The following is a 14,893-nucleotide window of genomic DNA, read 5'->3' as shown; positions in this document are numbered from 1 at the left end:
CGAAACGCGTGCCGATCAGCTTGTCTGGGTCAATGGTTCGCGTTCGGTTTCGGGGACACGCGGCCGGGCAGCCGGTTGCGGCCGGCCCGCGCGGGTGGCGATCCAGTCGTAAAGGCGAACGCCAGGCTCGCGCATCAAGGCGGTGACTACGCCGCTGACCACCAGCCCCAACACGATCAAGGGTAGCCAGGCCATCATGACGCACGCTTGCAGGTTGCGGCGGCCGTACCGCAGGAGCTTGATCGGCACGTCGGCGCGCCGACCGCGATGGATTCGCGGGCTACCGCGCACTGCCTGATCTTGTCTTCAATGATGTTGCACATACAAAAACTGCCGTCGCGGGCAAGCATGACTGCCCACGGCGAAAAATCAAAAATGTAATGTAGCGTAGATTATGTTTCTACAAGCTTCACGAAACGGGGTGAAATCAAAATCCGCGTGACTTTATGGACTGCCCGGCGCAGCGCAGGTATGCAAGGACGGACGGCCTGACGCTATGCCCGCTACACGTTGGGAAACTTCTCCACAATCTCCAACACGCCGTTGATGACGAACTGCACCCCCATGCAGACCAGCAGGAATCCCATCACGCGTGAGATCGCCTCGACACCGCTCTTGCCGATGACGGCGACGATGCGGCCCGCGAAATGCAGGCAGACCCAGAACAAGAGCCCCAGCAGCGCAAACACGATGACCGGGGCCACGCCCACCACCCAGCGCGCATAGTCCGGTGCAATGGCCGAATCGACCGACGATGCGCCGCTGATGATCATGGCGATCGTGCCGGGTCCCGCCGTGCCGGGCAGGGCAAGGGGCACGAATGCGATGTTGGGGCTCTGGCGCTCCTGCGCGTCGGCCGCGGCCTCGGCCTCCAGGGCGCGCGGCTGGTCCGACGGAAACAGCATGCTGAAGCCGATGCTGACCACGATCAATCCGCCCGCGATGCGCAGGCCGGGGATGGAAATGCCGAAGGTGTGCATCAGCAGCGCGCCGGCGTAGTAGGTCACCAGCATGATCCCGACCACGTAGAACGCCGCCTGGGTCACCTGCTTCTGCCGTTCCTTGAACGGTATCTGCTGGCCAAGCGACAGCAGCAGCGTCATGGACGTCAGCGGATTGGCCAGCGGCAGCATCAGCGCCAGACCCAGGCTGACGAGCTTGCCCAGTTGAATCAGTTCATCAATCATGTCCGCTCGCTAGAGTGTGCGCGCCGTCTACTCTACCTCACGCGGCCCAGCAACTCGGTCCACGGGCAGCGGCTGACCAGCGCGACCCAGAACGCCGCTCATCGTGACCACGCCGCGGCCATCGCCATGAGCATCGGCGCGGCTAATCATCAGCATCCATTAAACTGATGCAATTCCCGCAGCGGGCCGTGCTGCCTAGCATACAAGCGCCCGTTGCCTGCGGCTCTGCCGCGGCGCATTGCCATTGCCACCCGGAGTTTCCTCTTGACCGACCTCTTTCAATTCAGCCGCGGCACCGCCCCGCTGCTGATCTCCATTCCCCACCTCGGCAGCCAGATTCCCGACGCGCAGCGTCCGCACATGACGGACGTAGCTCTGCAATCCGGCGACACCGACTGGCATCTGGACACCCTCTATCAGTTCGCCCAGGCGTTGGGCGCGTCCGTGCTGGGCGCGCGCTATTCGCGTTACGTGGTCGACCTGAACCGCCCGCCCAACGACGAAAGCCTGTATCCCGGGCAGACCAAGACCGGCCTGTGCCCGACCCAGGCTTTTCGCGGCGATGCGCTTTACCAGAACGACGCCGTGCTGACCGACACGGAACGCGCCCAGCGCCTGGAGGCGTACTGGAAGCCCTATCACGCCAAGCTGCAAGAAGAGATTGACCGCATCAAGGCCGAGCATGGCACGGTGCTGCTGTGGGAAGCGCACTCGATCGCCAGCGTGCTGCCGCGCCTTTTTGAGGGCAAGCTGCCCGACCTGAACATCGGCACGTCCGACGGCGCTTCCTGCGCGCCCGATATCCTGGCCGCCGTGCATGAACAGTTGAACGGCTGCAAGGATTACACCTGGGCCGTCAATGGCCGTTTCAAAGGCGGCTACATCACGCGCCACTACGGTTCGCCGGCTGACAACGTGCACGCCATCCAGCTCGAGATGTGCCAGTCCACCTACATGGACGAAACCTACCCGTACGGCTATCGCCCCGATCTGGCCGACAAGGTCATTCCGGTGGTCGAAGGCATGGTGACTGCCGCGCTGCGCCAGACCACCGCGCGCCAGCGCTAAGCCCTGTTGAAACGCCGCCGGACGCCCACGCCATGAACCGCTTTTCGTTCACCAGCACGGAAAACTATCCGGAATGGAGCCTGCTGCTGACGTGGGTGGCGGTGGTGGAAGCGGCGTCGGTCTCGGGCGCGGCGCGGCTGTTGGGTTTTTCGCAGGCGGCGGTGTCGCAGCGGATCAAGCAGCTTGAAGCCGCCATGTCGACCGAACTGCTGGACCGCAGCACCCGCCCTGCCCGGCCCACGCCGGCCGGCGAGCTGCTGTTCGAACACGCCGCGCGGCTGCTGGCGCAGGCCGGCGACATGACGGAAAGCGTGCGCAACCTTAGCCGGGCCAAGCGCAACATCGTGCGCTTCGGCTGCGTGGACTCGTTTGCCGGCACGCTGGGACCGACCCTGATCCACGGCCTGTCCGGCGCGTCGCGCCAGATCCGGCTGTGGTCGGGCATCACGCCCGTGCTGGACAAGCAACTGGAAGACCGGCAGCTAGACCTCGTCGTCACCACCAGCGCATCGGCAGGCAGGCCCACCATCCGCAAGTACAGTCTGTTCAGCGAACCCTACGTGCTGATCGTGCCGCGCTCGATGAGCATGGACCGGATCGACACGCTGAAGGAACTGGGCCAGCGCGCCCAGTTCATCCGCTACAGCGCGCGTTCGTTCATCGGCGCCGAGATCGACCGGCTGGTCGAGTCGCACGGCGTGATGATCGAGCGCACCTACGAATTCGACAATACCGATCCGCTGCTCAGCCTGGTCACGGCCGGGCTGGGCTTTGGCATCAGCACGCCGCTGTGCATCTGGCAGTCGCGCCATTTCCTGGACCAGTTGCGCGTCCTGCCGCTGGCGCCCTTCCTGGGCGCAGCGCGAGCCGACGATCCCGCGCTGTCGCGCACGCTGTATCTGGCCGCGCGCCAGCAGGAGGTGGGCAAGCTGCCCGCCGAGGCGCGCGACGTGATCCTGATGGCGATGGAGCGCCTGATCCAGAAAGAACTGGCCCCGGCGCTGGGGCTGCCGCCGGCCACGCTGTGGCGCAGCCTGCGGCGTTGACGTAAAGCCCGCGGCACCCCGAACGCGGGGTTCGGCAGCGAAGGGCTGCCCGCGGCGTTGGCGCGTTCTGCGGCGTCGACGCCGCATCCATCACGGCAGCGAGGACGTCAGCGCCGGAACGGCTTCGAACAGGTCGCCCACCAGCCCGTAATCCGCCACGCCGAAGATCGGCGCGTCGCCGTCCTTGTTGATGGCGACGATGACCTTGGAATCCTTCATGCCCGCCAGATGCTGGATCGCGCCCGAAATCCCGACGGCCACGTACAGGTCCGGCGCAACGATCTTGCCGGTCTGGCCGACCTGCCAGTCGTTCGGCGCATATCCCGCGTCGACGGCGGCGCGCGAGGCGCCCAGCGCCGCGCCCAGCTTTTCGGCCAGGGGATCGAGCAGCTTGAAGTTTTCCGCGCTACCCAGGCCGCGTCCGCCCGACACCACGGCGCGCGCGCCGCCCAGGTCGGGGCGTTCTGACACCGCGATCTCGCGGCTGATGAATCGCGACAAGCCCGCCGCCGCCACGGCCTCGACCGCTTCCACCGTGGCGCTGCCGCCGTCGGCAGACACCGCATCGAACGCAGTGGGGCGGATCGTGGCCACGACCACCGGATAACCGCTCTTGACCGTCGCGATCGCGTTGCCGGCGTAGATCGGACGCTTGAAGGTATCGGGCGCCAGCACTTCTATCACGTCCGACACCTGCGCCACGTCGAGCAACGCGGCAATGCGCGGCGCCACGCTCTTGCCCTGCGCCGTCGCGGCCAGGAAGACGTGCGAGTAGCCGGCTGCCGCCGCCACGGCCTGCGCGGCCACGACTTCCGGCAGGCCATCGGCAAGCTGCGGCGCCTGCGCCAGCAGCACCTTTGCCACCCCGGCGACCCGTGCAGCCGCCTCGGCCACCGGCTGCGCGCCCTCGCCCGCGACCAGTACGTGGACCGGCATGTCCAGCCTGCCCGCGGCAGAAATGGCGTTGAGCGTGGCGCCATTCAGCGCCCGATTATCGTGTTCGGCAATAACAAGGACAGTCATCAGATCACCTTGGCTTCGTTCTTCAGTTTGTCGACCAGCGCGGCCACGTCGGCAACCTTGATGCCGGGTGCGCGCGCCGCCGGCTCTTCGACGCGCAGCGTCTGCAGGCGGGACACCGGGTCCACGCCCAGCGCGCCCGGCGTTTCCACATCCAGCGGCTTCTTCTTGGCCTTCATGATGTTGGGCAACGTGACATAGCGCGGCTCGTTCAGGCGCAGGTCTGCCGTCACAATGGCCGGCAGCGTCAGTTCCACCACTTCCAGGCCGCCGTCCACCTCGCGCGTCACGCGCGCCGTGCCGTCGCCGATGGCGATGGCGCTGGCGTTGGTGGCCTGCGGCCAGCCCAGCAGGGCCGCCAGCATCTGGCCGGTCTGGCACGCGTCGTCGTCGATGGCCTGCTTGCCCAGGATCACCAGCGCGGGCGCTTCCTTGACCACGACGGCGCGCAGCAGCTTGGCGACTTCCAGCGGCTGCAAGGCGGCATCCGTCTGCACCAGCACGCCGCGGTCGGCGCCGATGGCCAGCGCGGTGCGCAACGTCTCCTGCGACTGCGCCGTGCCGCAAGACACGGCCACGACTTCAGCCGCCGCGCCCTGCTCTTTCAGGCGCACGGCCGCCTCGACGGCGATTTCATCGAACGGGTTCATCGACATCTTCACGTTGCCGATGTCCACGCCGCTCTGGTCGGCCTTGACGCGCACGTTGACGTTGTAGTCAACCACGCGCTTGACCGCGGCAAGTACCTTCATGGAAACACTCCTGAGTGAAAGGAATCAACGGACGCCCCGGGTTGTGACTGGGACGGCTGTAGTTTGGTCAGTCCGGGAAGCTTTTCTGGACCGTGATGTCCAGGATCACGGTGAAGTCGGTTTGCGTGGCTGGGGCGCCGGGGGTGGCGACGCCCGCCGTACAGACGCCCGGCGTATCGACGCCCGGCGTGTCGACGCCCGGCGAATCGACGCCCGGCATTTCCACGCCGCGCGTCATCTCGTATGCCCCCGCCGTCACCCGCACCCGCGTAACCTCGAGCCCATCCGCGCCGGCCGGCAACGCGCCGACCTCGCAGCAACCGGACGCCGACCCCGAACAGGTCACCGACGCCCTCGCACCGCCGCGCAAGACAAAGAGATTCAGCACCTGCACCGGTCCGCCCACCAACGTGGATTGCAGCAACGCATCGCCGCCAAACACCGCCGGTTCACGCAGCCGCAACGGCACGGCCACACCCTCGCCTTGCAGCATCACGCCCTCGCCCGCCAGCACGACCGACACGCGGTCATACCCGGGAAACCGTGAATACGGGCCGTCGCGTTCGATATCGGCGATGCTGACGCGCCAGCGTCCGGCTGGGTCGGCCACCAGCGTGCGCGTGACACCCCCGCCGTTCTTCCACGGCTCGGGCGGCAGCGCCAACCAGCTGGCTTGCACCGGACCGCGCGGATCAGGAGACTGCGCCAAGGCCGTACTTCCCGGTCAACAGCGCGCCGCGCTGAAAGCGCCCCAATTCGTAAGGCGTGAGCGACACGTCGGTCGCCAGACCCAGCGCTTCCTGCGCCAGCACGCGACCCACGGTGGGCGAGAGCTTGAAGCCGTGGCCCGAGAAGCCGAAGCCCACGATCAGCCCGTCGACCCCCGGCACACGGCCCAGCACGGGGTTCCAGTCAGGCGTCACGTCGTAGACGCCGGTCCACGACGACGCCAGTCCGGCGGCCTCATACGCGGGGAAGCGGTCCGCCACCTGCGCGCCCACCTCGGCCACGTAGTCCAGCGGAATGTCGCCCTGCTCGGCATCGCTCTTTTGCAGCGCCTCGCCGACGATGCCTTCGCTGACCAGCATCTGGTTGCCGCCGTAGCTGCGGCAATACAGCATGCCGGGCGAGGCCAGGTCCTTGAAGACCGGCATCGAATACGTATAGGGCGCCGCGTCGCATTCCAGCGCGAGCACGGCGTGGCGCTCCGGCACGACGGGCATGGCCACGCCGGTCCAGCCGGCAAGTTCCGGCGTCCAGATGTTCTGCGTGCTGATGACGAGCGGCGCGCTGTAGTCGCCTTCGGACGTCACCACGCCCGTCACGCGGCCGTTGTCGATGATCAGGCGCTGGACGTTGACGTTTTCGCGGATGGTGACGCCGCGGCGGCGGGCGCCGCGCGCAAAGCTGGTGGCCACCAGATACGCGTCCGCAAAGCCCGCCTCGGGCTCGTAGCCGATCAGCGCGGCGTTGTCGAAGGACGCAATGGGCAGCAGCTCGCGCGCCTGCGCGGCATTCAGCAATTCCAGCGCGATGCCCTGCGCCTGCTGCTGCGCCAGCGCGCCGCGTAGCGGTTCCAGCTTGTCGTCGTCGGCGGCGGTGATCAGGTAGCCGCACTTGACCAGGCCGCACGAAGCCTCTTCGTCGCCCAGATAGCTGGCGAAATTGTTGAACACGCTCCACGAACGCTGGGCCAGCTCCACGTTCTCGCGCACGGAATAGTGCGTGCGCAGGATGCCGGACGACTGCGACGTGGTGCCCGCGCCGATGGTCTCGCGGTCCAGCACCAGCACGTTCTTCGCGCCGAGTTCGGCCAGGTGAAACGCCACCGAACTGCCGATCACGCCGGCACCAATCACGATCACGTCAAAACTTTTCACGACAAGGCTCCAAGGACAAGTGCGGCGAGTGTGGACCCGCCGTTTCGGAGCTGCAGAAATTTAAGCGCCGCTGATGTTGACCATCGCCGCTCCTTATATTCATGCCGCCGCCAGGCGCTCGGGCGAAAGTCTCGTCTGCCGCACCCCAGAGTGCCGGCGACATGGAATCTATCGGTCAATCTACATTCAAGTAGGGGAAAAATATGAACATGAATCGCCGCGCCATGCTGGTGCGCACCGCTGCACTTGCGGGCGCAAGCGCCCTGGGCTTTCCGATGATCGGCCGCGCCGCCGGCGCGTCCTACACCTATGGCGGCTCGGCCTGGCTGGGCCATTACTCCGCCTACATCGCGATGAAGACGGGGCTGTTCGCCAAGCAGGGTCTGGACATCAAGTGGCAGAGCTTTGCCACGTCGTCGGACCGCATGAGCGCGGTGATGGCGGGCAATGTGGACCTGGCGGGCACGGGCGTGGTGTCGTCGCTGGCGCTGATGGCCGCGGGCGCGCGCCAGTTCCAGGTCATCGCCACCCCCAACAACTTCGGCCGTGCCGAAGGCGTGCTCGTGCGCGACAACGTCAAATCCGTTGCCGACCTGAAGGGCAAGAAGATCGGCGTCACGTACGCCTCCAGCGCCCACGTGCTGCTGCTGGACGTGCTGCGCCAGGCCGGCCTGAATCCCGATCGCGATGTCTCGATCATCAACCTGCCCGCGACCAACCTCCTGTCTGCCTACCAGGGCAGCCAGATCGACGCGGCCGTGGCCTGGACGCCGGCGTTTGACCGCATCAAAGCCGTGCCGGGCACGCACGTGTTGCTGGACGACACCGCGTTCTCGCTCTACAAGCAATACGCCATCACCCCCGGACCCGACGTGCTGCTGACGCACGCCAAGCTGGGCAAGGAAAATCCGGACGCCGTGCGCAAGTTCCTGCAGGCGGTGTTCCAGGCCAACGCCATGCTGACGAACCAGCCCGAGGAAGCGGCCGGCGTGCTGCTGGAACTGACCGGGCTGTCCAAGGACGAGCAGCTGGCCGTCATCAAGCAGACGCAGTGGTATTCGGCTGAAGACCAGAAGGCGCTGATGATCGAGCCCGGCAACTTCGTGAACGGCATGCAGAAGCTGGCCGAGATGCTGGTGTCGCTCAAGCAGATCGACCGCGCACCCACCGTCAAGGACTGGGTCCAGTCCTCGTACCTCTAAGCCCGGGACAGTCTGCCTATGTCCACACGTTCGTCATCCCGCGAAACGCGCCTGCTCTGGGTCAGCGTGTTTTCGCTGCTGGGTTTTCTGCTGATGTGGGAAGGCCTGTGCCGTGCCGGCGCGGTCGATCCCATCTTCCTGCCCGCGCCGTCCCAGGTCCTGGCGCGCGCGCTGTCCATGTCCGACCAGGGCACGCTGTTCTACAACGTGCTGGCCTCCACGCGCCGCGTCATGGTGGGCTTTCTGGCTGCCGTGATCGTGGCGATTCCGCTGGGGATCCTGCTGGGCACGTCGAAGGTGGCGCGCGCCGTCTTCGACCCCATCATCTCGTTCCTGCGCCCCCTGCCGTCCATGAGCTGGATTCCGCTGTCGCTGCTGTGGTTCGGCATCACCGAAACGCAGAAGTACAGCATCGTGTTCATGGGGTCCTTCGTGCCCGCGTTGCTGTACGTGATGGAGGCCTCGCGCAGCATCGACCCCGTGCTGGTGCGCGCCGCGCGCAACCTGGGCGCCAACCGCTGGCAGGTCATGCGCGAGGTGCTGTTTCCGGGCTGTCTGCCGCAGATTCTGTCGGGCATGAAGATCATCCTGGGCCTGTCCTGGACCTGCGTGATCTCGGCCGAACTGGTGGCGTCCAAGGAAGGCCTGGGTTTCATGATCATGAACGGCAAGGAATTCTTCCAGACCGACACCGTGGTGCTGGGTATGGTGCTGATCAGTTTCACCGTGCTGGTGACCGATCTGTGTTTGCGGCTTCTTGAACGATGGGTGCTGGCATGGCAGCGATGAACGACACGATGATCCGGCTGACGGACGTCTCCAAGGCCTACGGCGAAGTGCCGGTGCTGGACAAGGTCAACCTGGAGGTCAAACGCGGAGAATTCCTGGTGCTGCTGGGCGCCTCGGGCTGCGGCAAATCGACACTGCTGAACCTGATGGCGGGCTTCATCACGCCCAACACCGGGTCGGTGGAGATCAACGGCAAAAAGGTCACCGACGTGACCGCCGCCTGCGGCATGGTGTTCCAGCAGTACGCGCTGTTTCCGTGGCGCACGGTGCAGGAGAACGTGGAGTTGGGCCTGAAGATGCGCGGAATGTCGCGCCAGGAGCGCGCGCCGATCGCCCGCAAGTTCATCGAGATGGTGGGCCTGAAGCACGCGGCGGACAAGTATCCGCACGCGCTGTCGGGCGGGATGAAGCAGCGCGTGTCGATTGCGCGCGTGCTGGCCAACGACCCGGACGTGATGCTGTTCGACGAGCCGTTCGCGGCGCTTGATGCGATGACCCGGCAGGTGCTGCAGGACCAATTGCTGTCGATCTACGAGCAGAGCGGCAAGACCATCGTTTTCATCACGCACGCCATCGACGAGGCGCTGACCCTGTCGACGCGGATGGCGGTCATGGGTTCCAAGCCCGGCCGCATCGTGCAGGACATCCAGAACGACCTGCCGCATCCGCGCAGCGCGGACGTGCAATTGTCGACGCGATTCGTGGAACTGAAGCGGGCGATCTGGGAGCGCGTGCAGGAGGAAGTGACGCGCAGCATGGAGTTGACGGCCGATTAACCGCGCCGCGTGCGTGATCCGGCTGGACGATCTTGATGCTCGGCGTGAACGTCATGCGGGGCAAGGCTGCCGAATACGCCGTCGGGGCTTTGCCACGCGCCTGTGCTGCGGCCTTCCTCGGCCAGAAACTCCACCAGCGCGGGCAATGAGGGATCCATCGGCCGGTTGGCGTGGATGCGCATGACATAGCCCCACGAGCCCGGCATGCGCAGATGCGGCATCAGCGGCACCAGCCGGCCGCTCGCCAGGTCTTCGTCGATCAGCGGCGCGCGGCCCAGCGCGATGCCCACCCCTGCCGCCGCCGCGGCCACCACGGTGCTCAAGCCGCTCAGCACCATCGGATCCTGCCAGTCGACCGGCGCGATCCCCAGCCGGGGGCCCCACGTGCGCCAATCGGTCTCGGGGCTGTCGATGTGCTTTTCTTCCAGCCAGCGGTGGCGCAGGAACACGCGCGAGTCATTGCGGTCGGCCTCGGGCACCAGCGCCGGACTGCACACCGGCACCACGGTTTCGGTCATCAGCGGAATGTCGCCCGGCGCGGCAATGTGCGGCCCCATCGCCCGAACGTGCAGGAAGGCCAGGTCGATGTCCTGGGTCTTCCAAGCCGGATCCTGGCTGGCGTGCAGGTAGACCTGGATGTCGATGTCCGGATGCAGTTCGATGAAGCGGCCGATGCGCGGCGCCAGCCACAGCGCGGCCAGCGAGGGGTTGGCGGACACGTTCAGGGTGTAGCGCCGCTTGCCGCGGGCGCTGGCCCGGACATTGCGGCAGGCGGTTTCCAATAGGGTCAAGGCCTGTTGTACGGAAGCCAGCAGCGCAGCGCCCGCTTCCGTGGTTTCGGCGCGCCGCACGGTGCCGCCCCGGCGCAGCAGCGATGTTCCCAGGTCGGCTTCCAGGGCGCGCAACTGATGGCTGACGGCGCTTTTCGTGACGTTGAGCTCGGCAGCCGCACGGCTCAGGCTGCCCAGACGGGCCACGGCTTCGAAGGCGCGCAACGCGGCCAGCGGCGGCGTGCGGGTAGAGAAATCGGACATCGGTTGAGTTTATCTCAACCCTTGATTGAAAATTCATCGCTTTCGCGCGCGCGCCGGATCGGGGACGATGCAGGCTCTGGATGGAGTAATGCTATGTATTTCGATTCGAGGCTGTGGCGTCTGACCGAGGGTCTGCGTGCCGGCATGGCGGGCGGCATCTTTCTGGGCCTGTTGGCACTGGCGGCCGGGATTGCGCGGTACGTGTTTCTGGGGCAGCTGCTCGCACGCGTGTTCGACGGGGCGCCGTGGCAGGAATGGGCAATGCCGGCGCTTTGCGTGGCGGCCATGGTGCTGCTGCGGGCGTTGCTGGACGACTGGCGCACGGTGCAGGCCAACCGCACATCCGCTGCCATCCAGCACACGCTGCGCGCGAAGCTGTACGACCGCATCGTCGCGTTGGGACCGGCATGGTTCGCCAACCAGCGCACGGGTGGCGTCATGCTGACTGTGGTGGACGGCGTCGAACAGTTGCAGACCTTCTTCGGACAGTATCTGCCGCAGGTCGCCATCGCGGCCGCCGCACCCTTTGCCATCTTTGCCGTCATCGCGTTCTGGGACGTGCCGACCGCCCTCGTCTTCCTGGCCGCCGCGCTCTTCGCATTGTTCGGGCCGATGGCCGTACACATGCTGGACCGCCGTGCCAGCCTGGCGCGCAGCCGGTCGCTCAACGAATTCGGTGAAGAGTTCCTGGACGCGGTCCAGGGGCTTCCCACGCTCAAGTCGTATGGCCAGGGCAAGGCGTGGGGCGAGCGGCTTGCCGCCCGCGCGCGCAGTCTGTCCGACAACACGTTCTGGGTGCTGTCCGTCAGCCTGCTGACGCGCGGCATCAGCGACCTGGGCGTGGCGCTGGGCGCCGCGCTGGCGCTGACGCTGGGCGCCTGGCGCGTGACCACCGGCGACATGAGCGTCGAGGCGCTCTTGATCGTGCTGATGGCGGGCACCGAGATTTTCCGCCCTCTGCGCGATCTGCGCGCGGTGCTGCACCGGGGCATGCTGGGCCAGTCGGCCGCCGCCAGCATTCACGCGCTGATGGACGCACAGCCACTGACGCCCGCCCCCGACGCGCGCGCCGCGCAAGCGGGCCCTGCGCGCCTGGCGCCGACCATCGAGTTCGACGACGTCGCCTTTTCGTACACGCCCGAACGCGCCGCCCACCGGGGCCTGGCGTTCCGCATTGCGGCGGGCGAACGGGTCGGCGTGGTCGGCCCCAGCGGCGCGGGCAAATCCACCATCGTGCGGCTGCTGCTGCGCGAATGCGTGCCGCAATCCGGCGCGGTCCGCGTGGGCGGGCACGACGTCAACGCGCTGGACACGCAGTTCCTCTTGTCACACATCGCCCTGGTCAGCCAGGACATCACGCTATTTCACGGCACCATCGACGACAACCTGCGTCTGGGCCGCCCCGACGCAACGCTTGATGAGGTGCGCGCCGCCGCCCGCGCCGCCAACATCGACGACTTCATCATGGCGCTGCCGGACGGCTACGCCACGCGCATCGGCGAGCGCGGCCTGCAATTGTCGGGCGGCCAGCGCCAGCGCGTGGCGATCGCCCGCGCCCTGCTGCGCGACGCGCCCATCCTGATTCTGGACGAGGCGCTGTCGTCGGTCGACACCGAGAACGAGGCGCTGATCCAGCAGGCGCTGGACCGCCTCATGGCCGGCCGCACGACGCTGATCCTGGCGCACCGGCTGGCCAGCGTGATCGGCGCGGACCGCATCCTGGTGCTGGACCAGGGCCGAGTGGCCGAAGCCGGACCGCATGCCGACCTGATGCGCGAGAAAGGGCTGTACTACCGCCTGATGCACGAACAGGCGGCCGCGCACCGCAACCCGGCCGCAGGCGTATTGCCCTCGGCGCAGCAGGCGGCGGGCAATCCCGCCGCTGAGCCCGACGACGGCAACGCGCCCGGTCCGGCCCTGCGGTCGCTGGACGCGGATGCCGATCACGTCGGCTGGCGCGCCACACTGGGCACCCTGCTGTCGGTGGTGCGCCCATGGCGCGGCACGCTCATCGCGACCATTCTGCTGGGCGTGGCGCGTGTCGCCGCCTTTATCGGCGTGGGCGTGTTCAGCGCCCTGATCGTGGCCGCGATCCGCGACGGTGGCGATACCACCGCGCTGATCGTCGGCCTGCTGATCGCCGCGCCGCTGGCCGCCCTGTTCCATTGGCTGGAATCGTGGCTGGCGCATGCGATGGCCTATCAGCTTCTGGCCGACATGCGCGTCAAGCTCTACGACAAGCTCGAACGGCTGGCGCCCGCGTACCTGCTGCAACGCCGCTCGGGCGATCTGGTCGCGCTGGCCACGCAGGACGTGGAGATGGTCGAGTATTTCTACGCGCACACCATCGCGCCGGCCATCGTGTCCGTGCTGGTGCCGTTGTCCGTGCTGGGTTTCCTGGGGTTCTACAGTTGGCCGGTGGCGCTGGCGCTGCTGCCGTTCCTGGCCTATGCGCTGGTCTCTCCCGTGCGCGGCCGGCGCCGCGTCGATGCGTTGGGCGACAAGGCGCGCGAGGCGCTGGGTGAAATGAGCGCTCACACCACCGACACCATCCAGGGCCTGGCCGACCTGACCGCCTTCCAGGCGACGGGCCGGCGCCGCGATCAGTTCTTGAAAGTCGCCGATCACTATCGGGCGCGGCGCTTGGCCATCCTGCGCGACCTGTCGCGCCAGACGGCCTGGTTTGAAATCGCGATGGGCTTGGGCGGGCTCTCGGTAGCTGTCGTGGGCGCGCTGCAGGTGCAGGCCGGTACGCTGCAAGCCGGCATGCTGCCGCTGCTGGTGCTGATCGCGCTGGCGACGTTCCTGCCGGTGTCCGAGATCTCGCAGGTCAGCCGGCAACTGGCCGACACCATCGCCGCCACGCGCCGCCTGCACGTGGTGGCCAACGAACCCGAACCCGTCGTGGACGGCCCCCTGCCCGCGCCGGTGGCGCCGCATGGCCTGTCGCTCGCGTTCGAGCGCGTCAGCTTCGCCTACCCCGGCAAGCGCCAGGACACGCTGCGGCAGCTTAGCTTCACGGCGCCTGCCGGCGCCACGGTGGCCATCGTCGGAGCCTCGGGCGCAGGCAAGAGCACAGTGGCCAGCCTGCTGCTGCGCTTCTGGGATCCCCGCGAAGGCGCAGTCAAGCTGGACGGCGTGGACGTGCGCCAACTCCAGCTCGACGGCCTGCGCGAGCGCGTGGCGCTGGTCACACAGGACACGTATCTGTTCAACGACACGCTCGAAGGCAACATACGGCTGGCGCGTCCCGAGGCCAGCCGCGAAGATCTGATACGTGCGCTGGAACAGGCGGCGCTGGCCGACTTCGTGCAGCGTCTGCCCGAGGGGCTGGCGACGCGCGTGGGCGAGCGCGGCATGCAGTTGTCGGGCGGCCAGCGGCAGCGCATCTCGATTGCGCGTGCCTTCTTGAAGAACGCGCCGGTGCTGATCCTGGACGAAGCCACGTCGCATCTGGACACGCTGTCGGAAATGCAGGTGCGCGGCGCACTCGACGTGCTGATGCGCCACCGCACGACGTTGGTGATTGCGCATCGCCTGTCCACCATTCGCGATGCCGACCTGATTCTGGTGCTGGACCGCGGCACGTTGGCGGAGTCCGGCACGCACGACCAACTGCTGCGCAAGCAAGGCGTGTATGCGCGGCTGGCAAGCCATCAGGGCGGGTATACCGCTGCGGGCGCGGCGTCGCTGCCCGGCTAGCACGGCGGTCGCGTCGCTCGTTGTGCCCGCTGATCCGCTGCGACCGTCTTGATCGCAGCGTTTGCGACGCATCCAGCTTCGCGCACCTTTGCCGCATCCGCCGCGTTGAAAAAAACCGACACCGCATTCCGTCCCCACGCACGGCCCGTTGATTCGCCTACATCACTTGGATAGAATCGGCAATTCGGGCCTCGCGCCCATTTCCTTTTTTCCCCTCACCCACCGACAGGGAGGCCGCATGATGTACCCCATGCCGAACGCCGTCCCGCGCGTGTCCCCGCGACGCCATTAAGTCGTCGCCCGCGCGGCACCATCGCCAGTTCACTACCTGGCGACCGGTCCGCCGTGCCCATTTGAACCCTTAACGCAGTTGCCAGCGCCCCTTCCGGCGCACGGCGTGTTTTTCCTCTTTCCTTACAAGGAACCTGGCGTGTTTA

Annotated in this window: 13 protein-coding genes; 6 read left to right on the top strand and 7 right to left on the bottom strand. The window is 67.0% G+C overall.

What is annotated here, in order from left to right:
* Window positions 1-15: 15 nt before the first annotated feature.
* Complete coding sequence (locus tag HV681_RS17025; protein ID WP_175124160.1) at window positions 16-249, bottom strand: hypothetical protein; 234 nt, start codon at window positions 247-249, stop codon at window positions 16-18.
* Window positions 250-503: 254 nt separating this feature from the next.
* Window positions 504-1,187: a MarC family NAAT transporter gene (locus HV681_RS17020; RefSeq protein ID WP_279975433.1), complete on the bottom strand. Its 684-nt coding sequence runs from the start codon at window positions 1,185-1,187 to the stop codon at window positions 504-506.
* A gap of 264 nt (window positions 1,188-1,451) precedes the next feature.
* Here HV681_RS17020 and hutG point away from each other — a divergent pair, with 264 nt between their 5' ends.
* Both hutG and HV681_RS17010 read left to right on the top strand, forming a co-directional pair.
* On the top strand, window positions 1,452-2,255 hold the full coding sequence (gene hutG, locus HV681_RS17015) for an N-formylglutamate deformylase (protein ID WP_175124159.1): 804 nt from the start codon (window positions 1,452-1,454) through the stop codon (window positions 2,253-2,255).
* A gap of 32 nt (window positions 2,256-2,287) precedes the next feature.
* Window positions 2,288-3,301, top strand: coding sequence for a LysR family transcriptional regulator (locus HV681_RS17010; RefSeq protein ID WP_175124158.1), 1,014 nt, complete (start codon window positions 2,288-2,290; stop codon window positions 3,299-3,301).
* A gap of 90 nt (window positions 3,302-3,391) precedes the next feature.
* Here HV681_RS17010 and HV681_RS17005 read toward each other — a convergent pair whose 3' ends face one another.
* The 4 genes from HV681_RS17005 to HV681_RS16990 all read right to left on the bottom strand — a co-directional run bounded on the left by HV681_RS17005 (window position 3,392) and on the right by HV681_RS16990 (window position 6,953).
* Window positions 3,392-4,324 (bottom strand): electron transfer flavoprotein subunit alpha/FixB family protein, encoded by a 933-nt coding sequence (locus HV681_RS17005; RefSeq protein ID WP_175124157.1) that lies wholly within the window; start codon window positions 4,322-4,324, stop codon window positions 3,392-3,394.
* On the bottom strand, window positions 4,324-5,073 hold the full coding sequence (locus tag HV681_RS17000) for an electron transfer flavoprotein subunit beta/FixA family protein (RefSeq protein ID WP_175124156.1): 750 nt from the start codon (window positions 5,071-5,073) through the stop codon (window positions 4,324-4,326). The genes HV681_RS17005 and HV681_RS17000 overlap by 1 nt, the downstream gene beginning before the upstream one ends.
* 67 nt (window positions 5,074-5,140) lie before the next feature.
* Window positions 5,141-5,782 (bottom strand): HutD/Ves family protein, encoded by a 642-nt coding sequence (locus HV681_RS16995; protein ID WP_175124155.1) that lies wholly within the window; start codon window positions 5,780-5,782, stop codon window positions 5,141-5,143.
* Complete coding sequence (locus HV681_RS16990; RefSeq protein WP_175124154.1) at window positions 5,766-6,953, bottom strand: NAD(P)/FAD-dependent oxidoreductase; 1,188 nt, start codon at window positions 6,951-6,953, stop codon at window positions 5,766-5,768. The genes HV681_RS16995 and HV681_RS16990 overlap by 17 nt, the downstream gene beginning before the upstream one ends.
* A 203-nt stretch (window positions 6,954-7,156) precedes the next feature.
* On the opposite strand from HV681_RS16990, the gene HV681_RS16985 reads away from it, so the two are divergent.
* From HV681_RS16985 to HV681_RS16975, 3 genes are read left to right on the top strand one after another with little or no spacing between them, the layout of a single operon-like run.
* Window positions 7,157-8,155 (top strand): aliphatic sulfonate ABC transporter substrate-binding protein, encoded by a 999-nt coding sequence (locus tag HV681_RS16985; protein ID WP_175124153.1) that lies wholly within the window; start codon window positions 7,157-7,159, stop codon window positions 8,153-8,155.
* Window positions 8,156-8,173: 18 nt separating this feature from the next.
* Window positions 8,174-8,944 carry an ABC transporter permease gene (locus HV681_RS16980; RefSeq protein WP_175124152.1) on the top strand — a complete coding sequence of 257 codons (771 nt, stop codon included), beginning with the start codon at window positions 8,174-8,176 and terminating at the stop codon, window positions 8,942-8,944.
* Entirely contained in the window at window positions 8,932-9,720 is a 789-nt protein-coding gene (locus tag HV681_RS16975; protein WP_175124151.1) for an ABC transporter ATP-binding protein, read from the top strand. The genes HV681_RS16980 and HV681_RS16975 overlap by 13 nt, the downstream gene beginning before the upstream one ends.
* On the opposite strand, the gene HV681_RS16970 is transcribed toward HV681_RS16975, so the two are convergent.
* Complete coding sequence (locus HV681_RS16970; RefSeq protein WP_254594999.1) at window positions 9,717-10,754, bottom strand: LysR substrate-binding domain-containing protein; 1,038 nt, start codon at window positions 10,752-10,754, stop codon at window positions 9,717-9,719. The genes HV681_RS16975 and HV681_RS16970 overlap by 4 nt on opposite strands.
* A 93-nt stretch (window positions 10,755-10,847) precedes the next feature.
* Between HV681_RS16970 and cydC the strand changes: the two genes are divergently transcribed.
* Window positions 10,848-14,456 carry a thiol reductant ABC exporter subunit CydC gene (cydC, locus tag HV681_RS16965; RefSeq protein ID WP_175124150.1) on the top strand — a complete coding sequence of 1,203 codons (3,609 nt, stop codon included), beginning with the start codon at window positions 10,848-10,850 and terminating at the stop codon, window positions 14,454-14,456.
* Window positions 14,457-14,893: the final 437 nt, after the last annotated feature.

The sequence above is a fragment of the Achromobacter animicus genome, assembly GCF_902859585.1.
GTDB lineage: Bacteria > Pseudomonadota > Gammaproteobacteria > Burkholderiales > Burkholderiaceae_B > Achromobacter > Achromobacter animicus.
This window is presented reverse-complemented; position numbering and strand designations above follow the sequence as displayed.